Consider the following 15469-nt stretch of genomic DNA (forward strand, 5'->3'; position numbering starts at 1 on the left):
CTCCTGATAAAAGAGGGTGGGATTTTTTTGCCTGCAGGCCAGCTGAGCCGCAGAAAACAGGCATAAAAAACCCCGGCTTGCAGGCCGGGGTCAGGTTCAGAGCAAGGTCAGCGTTATGGCTTAGTCGCGGGTGCCGTGGCCTGATGGGTAGCCGCGTGACCGCCAGCAGAACCGCGGCCATCGAACTGGTACGGAGAACGTACCCAGTCGCTGTGACGTGCAGGTTCTGGCTGCCAGACCGGCGCAGGCGCTTTGGTCATCGGCGCAGAAGCGAAGTGCTTCCAGCGGGTGACATCTGCGGCGACGGCAGGCTCAGCAGTGGCAACCGGCTCAGCAGCAACAACCGGTGCAACCGGTTCTGGCGATGCTGCCACCGGTGCAGGTTCGACGTCACGTGCCGCGACAGGCGCATGAGGTTCAGTGCTTAACACCGTCTCAGCGTCGGCAGCGACCGGGGCATTCAGCACTTCTTCTACCTGTGCTTCAGTTTCACGGCTGACGTCGACCGGTGCCTGCTGAGCCATCTCTGCAGGTTGTGCCGCTTCTTCACTCTGCGCCGCTACCGGCGTTTCGCTTACCGGCTCAGCAGGCTGTGCCTGAGCTGCGATGGTTTCAGCGATCGCTTCAGCCGCAGCCGGGATCACAGAAGGCTGATGATCAACCGGGGCATCGATCGCACGGGTATCGTCAGTGTTTACAACCGGTACCGGTGTTTCTGCCTGTGGTTCAGCCTGCTGTACAGGTGCGTCCTGTGACGTTTCCGACTCAACCGCAGCAGCAACCGGCAGCGCAATGGCGCCTGCAGTCTCTTGACGGCTGTAATCTGGCGTTTCCTGAACCGCATCCTGCACCACCTGCTCTTCGCTGGCCTGGCTTACCGGATAACGTACCCATACTTTACCGGAAGCCATTTCTGGTGACGCGGCTGCAGCCGCCAGTGGCATAGCTGACTGGGTCGGGTAACGCTCATCACGATAACGGCGACGACGCTGACCGCTGACGCGCAGATGACGTGGCGAACGACGTGAGCGACGCGGCATATTGGCGTTATCACGGCTATCGTTATCATCCTGATCTTCCATTTGCGGGGCTTCGGTAGGCAGCACCTCGGCCGCTGGCTGTTGTACTGCATGCGCTTCAGTCGGCACGGCAATATCAGTGGCTTCTGCGGGCAATGGCTGACGGTTGTCGTCAACGCGGACTTTCTGGCTCAGCTGACGCGGCTTACGACGCGGCATCACCTGCACGCGATCGTCTTCCTGCGCTTCAGGGGCTTCAGTAACAGCCTCGGCAACCACTGGCTGCTCGGCAGCTTTCGCAGCTTCCTGCTGGGTGCGTTTCTCTTCCTGACGACGGCGCTGACGTTCAGCACGTTGCTCACGACGCTGTTGCTGCTGCTCGTCGCGCTGCTGACGGGCTTCCTCGCTCAGTGCCGGACGCTCTTCACGCACTTCGTTAGGCTGAGACTGACGCTTGGTGCGACGGTTATCATTGCCTTCACGTGGCTCACGGCTTTCACGCGGTTCACGGCTTTCGCGTGGTTCACGGCTTTCGCGCGGCTCACGCGGTTCGCGGCTTTCACGTGCCTGACCATTTTCACCATTACGCGGCGTACGCTCACGACGGTTGTTATTCCGACGGTTGTTGTTGCGACGATCGCCACGCTGATTTGCGTTCTCTTCTTCGCTTTCCGGCGCTTTCTTCGGTTCTGAAACTTCAGGCGTAGCAGGCGTTGCCGCAGGAGCGTCTTCGCCACCAAACATCTTCTTCAGTCCACCGAACAGGCGGCCAAGGAAGCCGGTACTGACGGTTGCCGGAGCCGCGACGGCTGGCGCTTTCGCTGCTGGTTGCGCTTCAGCGCGCGGCGCTTCGGGTGCCACTTCTACCGGTGCCGGAGGCGCATCAGGCATCACAAAGGCCGCCAGTGCTGGTTGCTCAGGACGACGACGTTCGCCGTGTTCCTCTTCCGATGGCAGCGCCATTTCAGCTTCATGCAGCTTCGGCAGGTGGTAGCTCAGCGTCTGGGTCTCTTCACCTTTGCGCACGCGCAGCACGGAATAGTGTGGGGTTTGCATCTTGTCATCAGGGACAATGATGGCCCGCACGCCGCCCTGGCGTTTTTCAATGGCATTGACCGCTTCACGCTTCTCATTCAGCAGGTAAGAGGCTACCTGAACCGGCACGATGGCGTGCACTTCTTTGGTGTTATCTTTCAGCGCTTCTTCTTCAATCAGGCGCAGGATCGACAGCGCCAGTGATTCGTTATCACGAATGGTGCCGGTGCCGCTACAGCGTGGGCAGACGTGATGGCTGGATTCGCCTAACGACGGGCTCAGACGCTGACGTGACATCTCCAGCAGGCCGAAGCGTGAAATGTGGCTAATCTGGATACGCGCACGGTCCTGACGCACCGCTTCACGCAGACGATTTTCTACCGCGCGCTGATGGCGGACCGGCGTCATATCGATAAAGTCGATGACGATCAGGCCGCCGAGGTCACGCAGACGCAGCTGACGGGCAATTTCGTCTGCTGCTTCAAGGTTAGTGTTAAACGCCGTCTCTTCAATATCGCCGCCGCGCGTGGCGCGTGCTGAGTTGATATCAATTGCGGTTAACGCTTCGGTGCTATCGATTACAATCGAGCCGCCGGAAGGCAGGCGGACTTCACGCTGGAAAGCGGATTCGATTTGCGATTCGATCTGATAGTGGCTGAACAGCGGGATTTCACCGGTGTAGAGCTTAATTTTGCTGCTGAAATCCGGACGGCCCAGCGCAGCGATATGCTGACGCGCCAGTTCCAGTACTTTCGGATTATCGATCAGGATTTCGCCGATGTCCTGGCGCAGATAGTCGCGGAACGCACGTACAATCACGTTGCTTTCCTGATGAATCAGGAACGGTGCCGGGCGGTTTTCAGCGGCTTTTTTAATCGCTTCCCAGTGTTTCAGGCGGAAGCTTAAATCCCACTGCAGCGATTCGGCAGATTTACCGACACCGGCGGTGCGGACGATCAATCCCATGCCTTCCGGCAGTTCCAGCGCCGACAGGGCTTCTTTCAGTTCGGTACGATCGTCACCTTCGATGCGACGGGAGATACCGCCCGCACGCGGGTTGTTCGGCATCAGTACCAGATAGCTGCCCGCCAGAGAGATAAACGTCGTCAGCGCAGCGCCTTTATTGCCGCGCTCTTCTTTATCAATCTGGACAATGACTTCCTGACCTTCACGCAGAACGTCTTTGATATTCGGACGGCCATGCGCGTTGTAGCTGGAGGGGAAATATTCGCGGGAGATTTCTTTTAAAGGGAGGAAACCGTGACGCTCTGCGCCATAATCGACAAACGCAGCTTCAAGGCTGGGTTCAATACGAGTGATTTTACCTTTGTAGATGTTGGCTTTTTTCTGTTCGTGTCCTGGGCTTTCGATATCCAGATCGTACAGACGCTGACCGTCAACCAGGGCAACGCGCAACTCCTCCTGCTGAGTTGCGTTTATTAACATTCTTTTCATCGTGACTTACTCGTTATTCTTTCATGAGTGATTACAGCTGCGGGCATAGTTACCCTGGACGAGTATCAACCGATGGCCCCGTGACTTAGTGCAATGTCGTCAGCCTCACGGCTGTCGACCGCGCGAGGGGCGCAAATAACGTCGGTGGCCTGTTTTCCATAAGGGAAAACAGCACCAGATAGTGGAAATGCCTGAGAGAAATAAAAAAACCCGTGCACTCCATACTGCTGTCCAGGCCGCAACCCGCAGCCCGCTAAGTGCCTGATTTCGCATTACGTCTTACGCCATTGCTGCGTGTCTGCTCGATCCGGCAAAATGACAATTTCGCTCTTTTTCTGCCCTGAAACCCTTCAGGTAAGAAACTTAAGCATTATTCCATTGCTAACCTTCATATAGCAAGGCGACTTTAGCCAGCCTGTGAAGTTTCTTTACATTTAACACCATAATATATCGGGTTAAGCGCCATGTTGTTGAAAAAGCCAGCAGCCGGGGCGCTTATCGCGACACTAACCCCAGAGTTAAGCACAGAAAAAGGGGTGGCGCTATCAGGGGACACTATTTAGAATCGCCGCCATGAAAACAGAGAATCCGGGCGTACACTTTGTCGCCATCACGGCTGAAAATGCCGGACAACGCATTGATAACTTTTTGCGCACCCAACTGAAAGGTGTGCCGAAAAGCATGATTTATCGCATCGTACGTAAAGGTGAGGTGCGGGTGAATAAAAAGCGCGTCAAGCCGGAGTACAAGCTTGAGGAGGGTGATGAGGTCCGTATTCCGCCGGTGCGGGTCGCCGAGCGTGACGAGGATGCGGTATCACCGAAGCTGGCCAAAGTCGCCTCGCTGGCCGATGCCATCCTGTATGAAGATGAATCCCTGCTGGTAATGAATAAGCCGTCCGGCACCGCAGTGCACGGCGGTAGCGGGCTGAGCTTCGGCGTGATCGAGGGATTACGTGCCTTGCGGCCTGAAGCACGCTTCCTGGAGCTGGTTCATCGGCTGGATCGTGATACTTCCGGCATTTTACTGGTGGCGAAAAAGCGCTCGGCGCTGCGTTCTCTGCATGAGCAGCTGCGTGAAAAGGGAATGCAGAAAGATTACCTGGCGCTGGTACGCGGTAACTGGCCTTCACACCTGAAAGTGGTACAGGCCCCGTTACTGAAGAATATTCTGCAGAGCGGCGAACGTATTGTGCGCGTCAGCAGCGAAGGGAAACCGTCAGAAACCCGCTTTAAAGTAGAAGAACGTTTTGACTTTGCCACGCTGATTAAAGCCAGCCCGGTGACCGGACGGACCCACCAGATACGTGTTCATACCCTGCATGCCGGCCACCCGATCGCTTTCGACGATCGCTACGGTGAACGTGAATTCGACAGCCAGCTGGCCTCAACCGGCTTAAAGCGGCTATTCCTGCACGCCGCGGCGCTCACCTTTACTCATCCCGGCACCGGCGAAGTGATGCGGGTGGAAGCGCCGCTGGATGACGGCCTGAAGCAGTGCCTGCTCCGGCTACGTCAGTTGAAAGCGTAACTGCAACGGCATCAGTCCGACAGCGGATTGATGCCGGCTTGCCGTAACATACCGTTAAGCGCGATCAGCGGTAGTCCCACCAGCGTATTAGGGTCGCGCCCCTCTAACCGATCAAACAGACAAATCCCCAGACCTTCACTCTTAAAACTGCCGGCACAGTACAGCGGCTGTTCCTTCTCTATATAGGCGGCAATTTCCGCTTCGCTAAGGTCACGAAAATGCACCATAAAAGGTTCACAACACTGCATCAGCTGCTGGCTGGCGGGATGAAAAAGCGCCAGGCCGGTATAGAAGGTGATGCGGTTACCGCTGGCGGCGCGTAACTGCGCCCGGGCATTCTCCACGTTGTGCGGTTTACCGGTAATCACCCCATCCAGCACGCAGACCTGATCGGAACCGATGATCCAGTGATCGGGGTAAGCCTGAGCCAGCGCCTGCGCTTTCGCGACGGCAAGGCGTAAGACCAGCGCTTCCGCGGTTTCACCGGGCTGCGGGGTTTCATCTACCTCGGGGGCGGCGGTGATAAAGGGCAGGCCCAGCTTATCTAATAACGCCTTGCGAAAAGGCGAGGTAGAAGCTAAAAGAATCGATGTGGTCATTTTTTTCAATAGTGATAGCGAATTGGTGACAGTCATTTTAAACTGTGCGCCGCACTGGATGCGAATAGTGGTTGAAAGATGCTGTTTAACGGCCTTTTTCTTTGACTCTATGACATTACAAAGTTAATATGCGCGCCCTATGCAAAAGGTAAAATTACCCCTGACGCTGGACCCGGTCCGCACCGCTCAAAAACGCCTTGATTATCAAGGTGTCTACACATCTGTACAGGTGGAGCGCGTGGCCGAGTCAGTAGTTAGTGTGGACAGTGATGTGGATTGTGCCATGTCGTTTGCGGTTGACAGTCAACGTCTGGCGGTACTGACGGGTACAGCTGAAGTACAAGTGACGTTGCGTTGTCAGCGCTGCAACCAGACCTTTCCTCATCATGTACACGTAAGTTATTGCTTCAGTCCTGTCTCTTCTGAAGAGCAGGCTGAGGCATTGCCGGAAGCGTACGAGCCGGTCGATGTCAACGAGTTTGGTGAGATCGATCTGCTGGCGGTTGTCGAGGATGAGATCATTCTCGCGCTGCCGGTCGTTCCGGTACATGATTCTGAACACTGTGAAGTGTCCGAGGCGGACATGGTCTTTGGCAAACTGCCTGCAGAGGCGGAGAAACCAAATCCATTTGCCGTATTAGCCAGTTTAAAGCGTAAGTAATAGGAGTAAGGTCCATGGCCGTACAACAGAATAAACCCACCCGTTCTAAGCGTGGTATGCGTCGTTCGCACGATGCGCTGACCACTGCTGCTCTGTCAGTAGATAAAGTTTCTGGCGAAACTCATCTGCGTCACCACATTACTGCGGATGGTTACTACCGCGGTCGCAAGGTTATCGTTAAGTAAGTTTCTTGCTTAGCAAGGCGATACCTTGACACGTTTGACCCTGGCTATTGATGCCATGGGCGGGGACTTCGGTCCTTGCGTGACAGTGCCTGCAGCATTGCAGGCACTGGCCTCTCATTCGCAGCTGTTCCTTCTTCTGGTCGGTAATCCCGACATCCTCACGCCATTGCTTGCCAAAGCGGATTCCTCCTTACTGGGGCGTTTGCAGGTGATTCCTGCCGAATCGGTTATTGCAAGTGATGCGCGGCCCGCTCAGGCCATCCGAAACAGTCGCGGCAGCTCAATGCGTGTGGCGCTGGAGATGGTTAAAGAGGGACGTGCGCAGGCCTGCGTCAGCGCAGGGAATACCGGCGCGCTGATGGGGCTGGCCACGCTGATGCTCAGGCCGCTGGACGGCATTAAACGCCCGGCGCTGATGTCCGTGTTACCGCACCAGCAGCAGGGCAAAACGGTGGTGCTGGATCTGGGCGCGAACGTCGGCTCAGACAGCGCGATGCTGGTTCAGTTTGCGGTGATGGGATCGGTGATGGCAGAGCATGTCCTCGGCATTACCCGACCACGTGTCGCCCTGCTCAATATTGGTCACGAAGAGACCAAAGGGCTGGAAACCATTCGCGACGCGGCGGTAATCCTGCGAGAATCACCGCAGATCAACTATATTGGTTACCTTGAAGGTAATGAGCTACTCACCGGTAAAACGGATGTGATGGTCTGTGACGGGTTTGTCGGTAATGTCACGCTGAAGACCATGGAAGGCGTGGTAAGAATGTTTCTTTCCCTGCTGAAGTCGTCGGGGGAAGGCAAAAAACGGTCATGGTGGCTGAGGTTGCTGGGACGCTGGATTCAGAAACGTCTGGCGAAGCGCTTCGGGCATCTCAACCCAGACCAGTACAATGGCGCTTGTCTGTTAGGATTGCGCGGAACAGTGATCAAGAGCCACGGTGCAGCAAACCAACATGCCTTTACCGTGGCGATAGAACAGGCAGAGCAGGCGGTGCGGCAGCAGATTCCCGAACGAATTGCTGCGCGCCTTGATGCTGTATTAGCCAGGAGTGACAAAGCCTAGATGTATACCAAAATTATCGGTACGGGCAGTTATCTGCCTAGCCAGGTTCGCACCAATGCCGATCTGGAAAAAATGGTGGAGACGTCGGACGAGTGGATTGTCACCCGCACCGGCATCCGTGAGCGCCGTATTGCTGCGCCTGACGAGACGGTCGCCACCATGGGATTCAGCGCGGCTCAACGCGCCCTCGAAATGGCCGGCGTTGAGGCGAACGATGTTGGGCTGATTATTGTCGCCACAACCTCTTCCAGTCATGCCTTCCCCAGCTCCGCCTGTATGATCCAGCAAATGCTGGAGATCAAAGATTGCGCGGCGTTTGACCTTGCCGCCGCCTGTGCGGGCTTTACTTACGCGCTGAGCGTGGCCGATCAGTACATCAAAAATGGTGCGGTGAAGCATGCGCTGGTGATCGGGGCTGACGTGCTGGCGCGCGCGCTCGATCCCGAAGATCGTGGCACCATCATTCTGTTTGGTGATGGCGCAGGTGCGGTAGTGCTTGGCCCGAGTGAAGAGCAGGGAATTATTTCCACCCATTTGCACGCCGATGGTCGTTATGCTCAGCTGCTGACGCTGCCTTATCAGGATCGTGCCCATCAGGATAAACCTGCCTACGTGACAATGGCTGGCAACGAAGTGTTCAAAGTGGCGGTCACCGAGCTGGCGCACATCGTTGATGAAACCCTGCAGGCGAACAACCTCGACCGTGAAATGCTCGACTGGCTGGTGCCACATCAGGCCAACCTGCGCATTATCAGCGCGACGGCGAAAAAACTGGGGATGACCATGGATAAAGTGGTGGTCACCCTGGATCGCCACGGCAATACCTCTGCCGCATCGGTGCCAAGCGCACTGGATGAAGCGGTCCGTGATGGCCGCATCAAACCCGGACACCTTATTTTGCTGGAAGCCTTTGGTGGTGGATTCACCTGGGGTTCTGCACTGGTTCGCTTTTGATTGACAGGAACATAAGATGACGCAATTTGCTTTTGTTTTCCCAGGCCAGGGTTCACAGACGGTCGGTATGCTGGCAGATCTAGCCGCTGCTTATCCGCAGGTGGAAGAGACTTTCCGCGAAGCTTCTGCGGCACTGGGATATGACTTATGGCAGTTAGTCAGCCAGGGGCCGGCTGAAGAGTTGAATAAAACGTGGCAAACCCAGCCTGCGTTGTTAGCCGCTTCGGTTGCTATCTATCGCGTCTGGCAGCAGCAGGGCGGTGAACAGCCGTCAATGATGGCCGGCCACAGCCTGGGTGAATATTCCGCGCTGGTGTGTGCGGGTGTGCTCGATTTTGCCGATGCGATCAAGCTGGTTGAACTGCGTGGCAAACTGATGCAGGAAGCGGTGCCGGAAGGCACCGGCGCGATGCAGGCGATTATCGGCCTGGATGACGCGTCAATCCGTAAAGCCTGTGAAGAGAGTGCACAAGGTCAGGTGGTTTCGCCGGTTAACTTTAACTCGCCAGGCCAGGTGGTCATCGCCGGCAACAAAGAAGCGGTAGAACGTGCGGGTGCGGCCTGTAAGGCTGCCGGTGCTAAACGTGCGCTGCCGTTACCGGTCAGCGTCCCTTCACACTGCGCGCTGATGAAGCCTGCAGCCGACAAACTGGCCGTTGCGCTGGAGTCCATCACCTTCAATACGCCTGCCGTACCGGTGATCAATAACGTCGATGTGAAAGCGGAAACTGACGCTGGCGCGATTCGTCATGCGCTGGTGCGCCAGCTTTACAGCCCGGTTCGCTGGACTGAAAGCGTGGAAGCGATGGCGGCCCAGGGCGTGACCCAACTGCTGGAGATCGGCCCTGGCAAGGTGCTGACCGGTCTGACCAAACGCATTGTGGATAGCCTGACAGCGGCTGCCGTCAACGACAGTGCATCACTGACGGCTGCACTCGGAAAGGAATAAGAGGAAAATCATGAGCTTTGAAGGTAAAGTTGCGCTGGTTACCGGCGCGAGTCGCGGCATTGGTCGTGCGATTGCAGAGACGCTGGCGGCAAAAGGCGCTAAAGTGGTAGGCACCGCGACCAGCCAGAGTGGCGCCGACGCCATCAGTGCTTACCTTGGCGACAAGGGCAAAGGCCTGTTACTCAATGTGACTGACGCTGCATCGATCGAGACTGTTTTAGAGAATATTCGCGCAGAATTTGGCGAAGTGGATATTTTAGTCAATAATGCAGGCATTACGCGTGATAATCTTCTCATGCGCATGAAAGACGATGAGTGGCAGGATATCCTCGATACCAACCTCACTTCTGTCTTCCGCCTTTCTAAGGCGGTATTGCGTGCCATGATGAAAAAGCGCGTGGGCCGTATCATCACCATCGGTTCCGTTGTTGGAACCATGGGTAACGCGGGCCAGGCAAACTACGCGGCAGCAAAAGCGGGTTTAATTGGCTTTAGCAAATCACTGGCGCGCGAAATCGCGTCACGTGGCATTACCGTCAACGTCGTGGCTCCAGGTTTTATTGAGACAGACATGACGCGGGCACTGAACGAAGATCAACGTTCCGGAATTTTGGCGGAAGTCCCTGCGGGTCGTTTAGGCGAAGCGCAGGAAATCGCCAATGCCGTGGCATTCTTAGCCTCTGACGAAGCAGCCTACATCACAGGTGAAACGCTGCACGTCAATGGCGGCATGTACATGGTCTGATAAATCACGAAATCATTTGCATTATTTGCGGTTAAAACCGCAAAATAGCGTAAAATCGTGGTTCGACCAGCCGGGATTTTGTTGCATCTTTTTCACCATTTTATACACTACGAAAACCATCGCGAAAGCGAGTTTTGATAGGAAATTAAATAGTATGAGCGATATCGAACAACGCGTTAAGAAAATCATCAGTGAGCAGCTGGGTGTGAAAGAGGAAGAAGTGACCAACTCTGCATCTTTCGTAGAAGACCTGGGTGCCGATTCTCTTGATACCGTTGAGCTGGTAATGGCTCTGGAAGAAGAGTTTGATACTGAAATTCCAGACGAAGAAGCTGAGAAAATCACTACCGTTCAGGCAGCGATCGACTACATCAATAGCCACAAAGGCTAATGAATATCTTCAGGCGGTCGCTCGACCGCCTGATTTTTATGTTTGTCCCACATAGTTCCCTATTTCCCCTCCCTGGAGGACGAACGTGTCTAAGCGTCGTGTAGTTGTGACCGGTCTTGGCATGTTGTCTCCTGTCGGCAATACCGTAGAGTCTACCTGGAGTGCTCTCCTTGCCGGTCAGAGCGGCATTAACCTGATCGACCATTTTGATACCAGTGCGTATGCAACACGTTTTGCAGGTCTGGTAAGAGGTTTTAATTGTGATGACTACATCTCGCGCAAAGATCAGCGCAAGATGGATGACTTCATCCAATACGGCATCGTTGCCGGTATGCAGGCGATGCAGGACAGCGGTCTGGTTGTGACCGACGAAAATGCAGGCCGCATGGGCGCAGCGATTGGTTCCGGCATCGGTGGTTTAGGTCTGATTGAAGATAATCATACTTCACTGGTCAACGGCGGTCCGCGTAAAATCAGCCCGTTTTTTGTGCCTTCAACCATCGTCAACATGGTGGCGGGTCATCTTACCATCATGTATGGCCTGAAAGGCCCCAGCATCTCTATTGCCACTGCCTGTACTTCTGGCGTGCATAACATTGGTCATGCGGCCCGTATCATCGCCTATGACGATGCTGATGTGATGCTGGCGGGTGGTGCTGAAAAAGCCAGTACGCCGTTAGGTGTGGGCGGATTCGGGGCTGCGCGTGCGCTCTCAACCCGTAACGATAACCCACAGGCAGCCAGCCGCCCCTGGGATAAAGATCGTGACGGTTTCGTACTGGGTGACGGTGCCGGTATTGTGGTACTCGAAGAGTACGAACATGCTAAGAAACGCGGCGCAAAAATCTATGCGGAAATTGTCGGCTTTGGTATGAGCAGCGATGCCTATCATATGACGTCGCCGCCGGAAGATGGCTCGGGTGCAGCAGCAGCGATGATCAATGCGCTGCGTGATGCTCAGCTGACGCCAGAGCAGATCGGCTATGTCAACGCGCACGGCACCTCGACGCCAGCGGGTGACAAAGCGGAAACACGGGCAGTGAAATCGGTGTTCGGGGCAGCAGCCAGTACGGTAATGGTGAGCTCAACCAAATCGATGACCGGGCATCTGCTGGGTGCCGCCGGCGCAGTGGAATCGATCTACTCGATTCTGGCGCTGCGTGACCAGGCTGTACCGCCTACCATTAACCTCGACAACCCGGATGAAGGCTGCGATCTCGACTTCGTGCCGCATACTGCGCGTCAGGTTTCCGGCCTGGAGTACACCTTGTGTAACTCCTTTGGCTTCGGTGGTACCAACGGTTCATTGATTTTCCGTAAAGTATAATCGTTTCAGATTGCTGAAAAGGCCCGCAATGCGGGCCTTTTTTTTATCCTGATTATCCCTCAGCCCTGGCTTCGGCCAGTCACGGCCGCGACAGGAGAAAACCATGTGGATTAACGGCATCGAACAATCAACGCTGGCGGCCAGCGATCGTGGATTACAGTTTGGCGATGGCTGCTTTACCACCGCAGCGGTGCAGCACGGCAAAATCCTGTTACTGGAACGTCATATGCAACGTCTCAGGGAGAGCTGCGCGCGGCTGTTGATCGGCGGTATCGACTGGCTGCAGCTGGAAAATGAGATGCGTCAGGCCGCGCAGCAGCAGACGCAGGCGGTGTTGAAAGTGATCCTCAGCGCCGGCAGCGGCGGGCGCGGTTACAGCCGGAAAGGGGGTGGTGAACCGACGCGCATCGTCTCTCTGGCACCCTGGCCGCAACACTATGCGGATTTACAGCAGCTGGGCGTCTCGCTGGCTATCAGCCCGATTCGGCTGGCGCGCAATCCGCAGTTTGCCGGGCTGAAGCATCTCAACCGGCTGGAGCAGGTGATGATTCGCACTCATCTTGACCAGACGGACGCCGACGAAGCGCTGGTGCTTGACACTGAAGGTTGGGTGGTGGAATGCTGTGCGGCCAATTTATTCTGGCGACAGGGCGCGGAGATTTTTACCCCGGACCTGCGCTGGGCGGGCGTCGATGGCATTATGCGGCGTAGTCTGATGGCGCAGCTTGCAGCAGCAGGGCAGGCTTGCCGGATTGTTCAGTGTGAGCCTGACGCGTTGCTGGCTGCCGATGAAATCGTGGTATGTAACGCCCTGATGCCGGTTCTGCCGGTACGACAGCTGGAGTCGGTGAACTTTACTGAACGTACGCTGTTTAAGCAGTTGTACGCAAGCTGTAAAAAGATAATGGATGCATCATGAGCCGAAGTAAAAAATTCTCGCCAGCCTGCTGGCGATAGTGGGTGTCGCGGCTGCCTTGAGTTACTGGCAGATAAAACAGTTCGCGTCTACCCCGTTAACCCTTCATCAGGAAACGATCTACACGCTGCCTGCCGGTACCGGCCGGGTAGCGCTGGAAGCCCAGTTAGAAAGTCAGAACATTATTCCGCACAGCTTCTGGTTTGGCGCGTTACTGAAGGTTGAGCCGGAACTGGCAACCTTCAAGGCCGGTACCTACCGACTGGCGCCGACCATGACGGTGCGTTCGCTGCTGCAGCTGCTGGCCAGTGGTAAAGAGGCGCAATTTCCGTTGCGCTTTGTCGAGGGCCAGCGCCTGACTGAGTGGCTGAGCGAGCTGCGTAAGGCGCCCTATATCCGTCATACGCTGAAAGACGATCAGTTTGCTACGCTTGCCAGCGAACTGAAGGTTGAACCGCAGCAGCTGGAAGGCAACTTCTTCCCGGACACCTATCTCTATACCGCCAACACCAGCGATCTGGCAATTCTGCAGCGCGCCCATGAGCGGATGAAGAAAACCATCGATCAGGTCTGGCAGGAAAGAGCGGATAATCTGCCCTATAAAACGCCGCAGGATCTGGTGACGATGGCCTCGATCATTGAAAAAGAGACCGCCGTCAGTGAAGAGCGCGCCCGTGTCGCTTCGGTGTTTATCAACCGACTGCGTACTGGTATGCGACTGCAAACCGATCCTACGGTGATTTATGGCATGGGCCAGGCCTACAACGGCACCCTGACGCGTAAAGATCTGGAGACGGCAACCGATTACAATACCTATATGATTAATGGTCTGCCGCCAGGGCCAATTGCGATGCCGGGCAAAGCGTCGTTACAAGCGGCGGCCCATCCGGAAAAGAGTCATTATCTCTATTTTGTGGCGGACGGGAAGGGCGGCCATACCTTTACCACCAATCTGGCCAGCCATAACCGGGCGGTGCAGGTTTACCGGCAAACGCTGAAGGAAAAAAATGAACAGTAAGTTTATCGTCATTGAGGGCCTGGAAGGCGCCGGTAAAACTACCGCGCGCGAGGCGATTGTCGCCACGCTGCGCGAACGCGGGATTGAAGATATGGTCTTCACCCGTGAACCCGGTGGGACACCGCTGGCGGAGCAGCTGCGGCTACTGGTCAAGCAGGGCATTGAGGGCGAGCAGGTTACCGATAAAGCGGAGTTGCTGATGCTCTATGCAGCGCGTGTGCAGCTGGTTGAAACGGTAATCAAACCGGCGCTGGCCCGTGGTGCCTGGGTGATTGGCGATCGTCACGATCTCTCTTCACAGGCTTACCAGGGGGGCGGGCGCGGGCTTGACAGCGAACTGATGCGTACCCTGCGCGATGCGGTGCTGGGCGATTTTCGCCCCGATCTGACGCTCTATCTTGATGTCACGCCAGATATCGGTCTGCAACGCGCCCGGGCGCGCGGCGCGCTGGACCGTATTGAACAGGAATCGCTGCGCTTTTTTGAACGTACCCGGGCGCGCTATCTGGCGCTGGCGGCAGAAGATCCTACTATTCTGACCATTGATGCAACCCAGTCGCTGCAGCAAGTGACAGCGTCACTTCAGGCCGCTCTCAAGGGCTGGCTGGCGGAGCAGGCGAGATGAACTGGTATCCGTGGCTGAATCAGCCCTACCGCCAGCTGATTGCTCAGCACCAGGAGGGTCGCGGTCACCATGCGCTGTTAATTCAGGCGATGGCCGGAATGGGCGATGAAGCGCTGGTATGGGGCGTAAGCCGCTGGCTGATGTGCCAGCAGCCTGACGGACTGAAAAGTTGTGGTCAGTGCCACGGTTGTCAGCTGATGCAGGCTAACACCCATCCGGACTGGTATCGGCTGGAAGCGGAGAAAGGCAAAAATACCCTGGGCATCGATGCGGTGCGGCAGGTCACGGAAAAAATGTACCATTTTGGTCAGCAGGGCGGTGCCAAAGTCGTCTGGCTGCCCGACGCGGCTCAGCTCTCTGAGGCGGCCGCCAATGCCCTGCTGAAAACGCTGGAAGAGCCGCCTGCCAATAGCTGGTTCTTTCTCAGCAGCCGCGATCCTTCGCGTCTGCTGGCGACGCTGCGCAGTCGCTGCATGACGCTGAATCTGTCGCCGCCGGACGAAGGGCAGAGCCTGCACTGGCTGAAAAAGCAGTCAGATCAGGATGAAGCGATGCTGGTGACGGCGCTGCGCCTCAGTGCCGGTGCGCCTGAAGCGGCGCTTAATCTGCTGTCAGCAGGCCCATGGCAGGCGCGACAGAAACTGTGCGATGCGCTGCCCGCGGCACTGCAACAGGATATTCTGCACCTGTTGCCGGCACTCAACGCCGACGACGCGGCGGTGCGTATTGGCTGGCTGCTCTCTCTGCTGCTGGATGCGATGAAATGGCAGCAGAATGCCGGTCAGTGGCTGAGTAACGTTGACCGTCAGGACGTGGTGGTGCTGCTGGCCGAACACTTTACCTCTACTGCGCTTAACAGCAGCGCGCAGGGCTGGATGCGCTGTCGCGAGCAGTTGTTGCACGTGGCAGCGGTTAACCGCGAATTATTGCTGACTGACCAGCTGCTGAGCTGGGCTGATAACATGAAGCCAGCGCTGATCGGCTAACCCTTTTT

General features: G+C 56.2%; 15 protein-coding genes. 13 read left to right on the plus strand and 2 right to left on the minus strand.

Annotation, left to right across the window (positions count from 1 at the left end):
- Nucleotides 1-113: 113 nt before the first annotated feature.
- On the minus strand, nucleotides 114-3509 hold the full coding sequence (gene rne / locus HA41_RS08350) for a ribonuclease E (RefSeq protein WP_094120383.1): 3396 nt from the start codon (nucleotides 3507-3509) through the stop codon (nucleotides 114-116).
- Nucleotides 3510-4082: 573 nt separating this feature from the next.
- On the opposite strand from rne, the gene rluC reads away from it, so the two are divergent.
- Nucleotides 4083-5039 (plus strand): 23S rRNA pseudouridine(955/2504/2580) synthase RluC, encoded by a 957-nt coding sequence (gene rluC / locus HA41_RS08355; RefSeq protein WP_094120384.1) that lies wholly within the window; start codon nucleotides 4083-4085, stop codon nucleotides 5037-5039.
- An 11-nt stretch (nucleotides 5040-5050) separates the two neighbouring features.
- Here rluC and HA41_RS08360 read toward each other — a convergent pair whose 3' ends face one another.
- On the minus strand, nucleotides 5051-5638 hold the full coding sequence (locus tag HA41_RS08360) for a Maf family protein (protein WP_094120385.1): 588 nt from the start codon (nucleotides 5636-5638) through the stop codon (nucleotides 5051-5053).
- Between the two features lie 139 nt (nucleotides 5639-5777).
- On the opposite strand from HA41_RS08360, the gene yceD reads away from it, so the two are divergent.
- From yceD to holB, 12 genes are all read left to right on the plus strand, one after another.
- Entirely contained in the window at nucleotides 5778-6299 is a 522-nt protein-coding gene (gene yceD, locus HA41_RS08365; protein ID WP_094120386.1) for a 23S rRNA accumulation protein YceD, read from the plus strand.
- A gap of 14 nt (nucleotides 6300-6313) precedes the next feature.
- Nucleotides 6314-6484, plus strand: coding sequence for a 50S ribosomal protein L32 (gene rpmF / locus HA41_RS08370; RefSeq protein ID WP_003849870.1), 171 nt, complete (start codon nucleotides 6314-6316; stop codon nucleotides 6482-6484).
- 25 nt (nucleotides 6485-6509) lie between these two features.
- Nucleotides 6510-7550 (plus strand): phosphate acyltransferase PlsX, encoded by a 1041-nt coding sequence (gene plsX / locus HA41_RS08375; protein WP_094120387.1) that lies wholly within the window; start codon nucleotides 6510-6512, stop codon nucleotides 7548-7550.
- Nucleotides 7551-8504 carry a beta-ketoacyl-ACP synthase III gene (locus HA41_RS08380; protein ID WP_094120388.1) on the plus strand — a complete coding sequence of 318 codons (954 nt, stop codon included), beginning with the start codon at nucleotides 7551-7553 and terminating at the stop codon, nucleotides 8502-8504. It begins immediately after the preceding gene.
- A gap of 16 nt (nucleotides 8505-8520) precedes the next feature.
- Nucleotides 8521-9453 carry an ACP S-malonyltransferase gene (gene fabD, locus HA41_RS08385; protein ID WP_094120389.1) on the plus strand — a complete coding sequence of 311 codons (933 nt, stop codon included), beginning with the start codon at nucleotides 8521-8523 and terminating at the stop codon, nucleotides 9451-9453.
- 10 nt (nucleotides 9454-9463) lie between these two features.
- Nucleotides 9464-10198, plus strand: a complete 735-nt coding sequence (gene fabG / locus HA41_RS08390) for a 3-oxoacyl-ACP reductase FabG (protein ID WP_094120390.1) — start codon at nucleotides 9464-9466, stop codon at nucleotides 10196-10198.
- A gap of 154 nt (nucleotides 10199-10352) precedes the next feature.
- The gene (acpP, locus tag HA41_RS08395; protein WP_003849865.1) at nucleotides 10353-10589 is read left to right on the plus strand and encodes an acyl carrier protein; all 237 of its coding nucleotides are present in this window, start codon (nucleotides 10353-10355) and stop codon (nucleotides 10587-10589) included.
- Between the two features lie 85 nt (nucleotides 10590-10674).
- Nucleotides 10675-11916 (plus strand): beta-ketoacyl-ACP synthase II, encoded by a 1242-nt coding sequence (fabF, locus tag HA41_RS08400; RefSeq protein ID WP_094120391.1) that lies wholly within the window; start codon nucleotides 10675-10677, stop codon nucleotides 11914-11916.
- Between the two features lie 103 nt (nucleotides 11917-12019).
- The gene (pabC, locus tag HA41_RS08405) at nucleotides 12020-12835 is read left to right on the plus strand and encodes an aminodeoxychorismate lyase (protein WP_094120392.1); all 816 of its coding nucleotides are present in this window, start codon (nucleotides 12020-12022) and stop codon (nucleotides 12833-12835) included.
- 28 nt (nucleotides 12836-12863) lie between these two features.
- Nucleotides 12864-13850: an endolytic transglycosylase MltG gene (gene mltG, locus HA41_RS08410; protein WP_244175106.1), complete on the plus strand. Its 987-nt coding sequence runs from the start codon at nucleotides 12864-12866 to the stop codon at nucleotides 13848-13850.
- Nucleotides 13840-14475: a dTMP kinase gene (tmk, locus tag HA41_RS08415; RefSeq protein WP_094120394.1), complete on the plus strand. Its 636-nt coding sequence runs from the start codon at nucleotides 13840-13842 to the stop codon at nucleotides 14473-14475. The genes mltG and tmk overlap by 11 nt, the downstream gene beginning before the upstream one ends.
- Nucleotides 14472-15461: a DNA polymerase III subunit delta' gene (holB, locus tag HA41_RS08420; RefSeq protein WP_094120395.1), complete on the plus strand. Its 990-nt coding sequence runs from the start codon at nucleotides 14472-14474 to the stop codon at nucleotides 15459-15461. Before tmk ends, holB begins: the two co-directional genes overlap by 4 nt.
- The last annotated feature ends 8 nt before the right edge of the window (nucleotides 15462-15469 follow it).

Origin of the sequence: Pantoea conspicua (assembly GCF_002095315.1) — a bacterium.
Taxonomy (GTDB): domain Bacteria; phylum Pseudomonadota; class Gammaproteobacteria; order Enterobacterales; family Enterobacteriaceae; genus Pantoea; species Pantoea conspicua.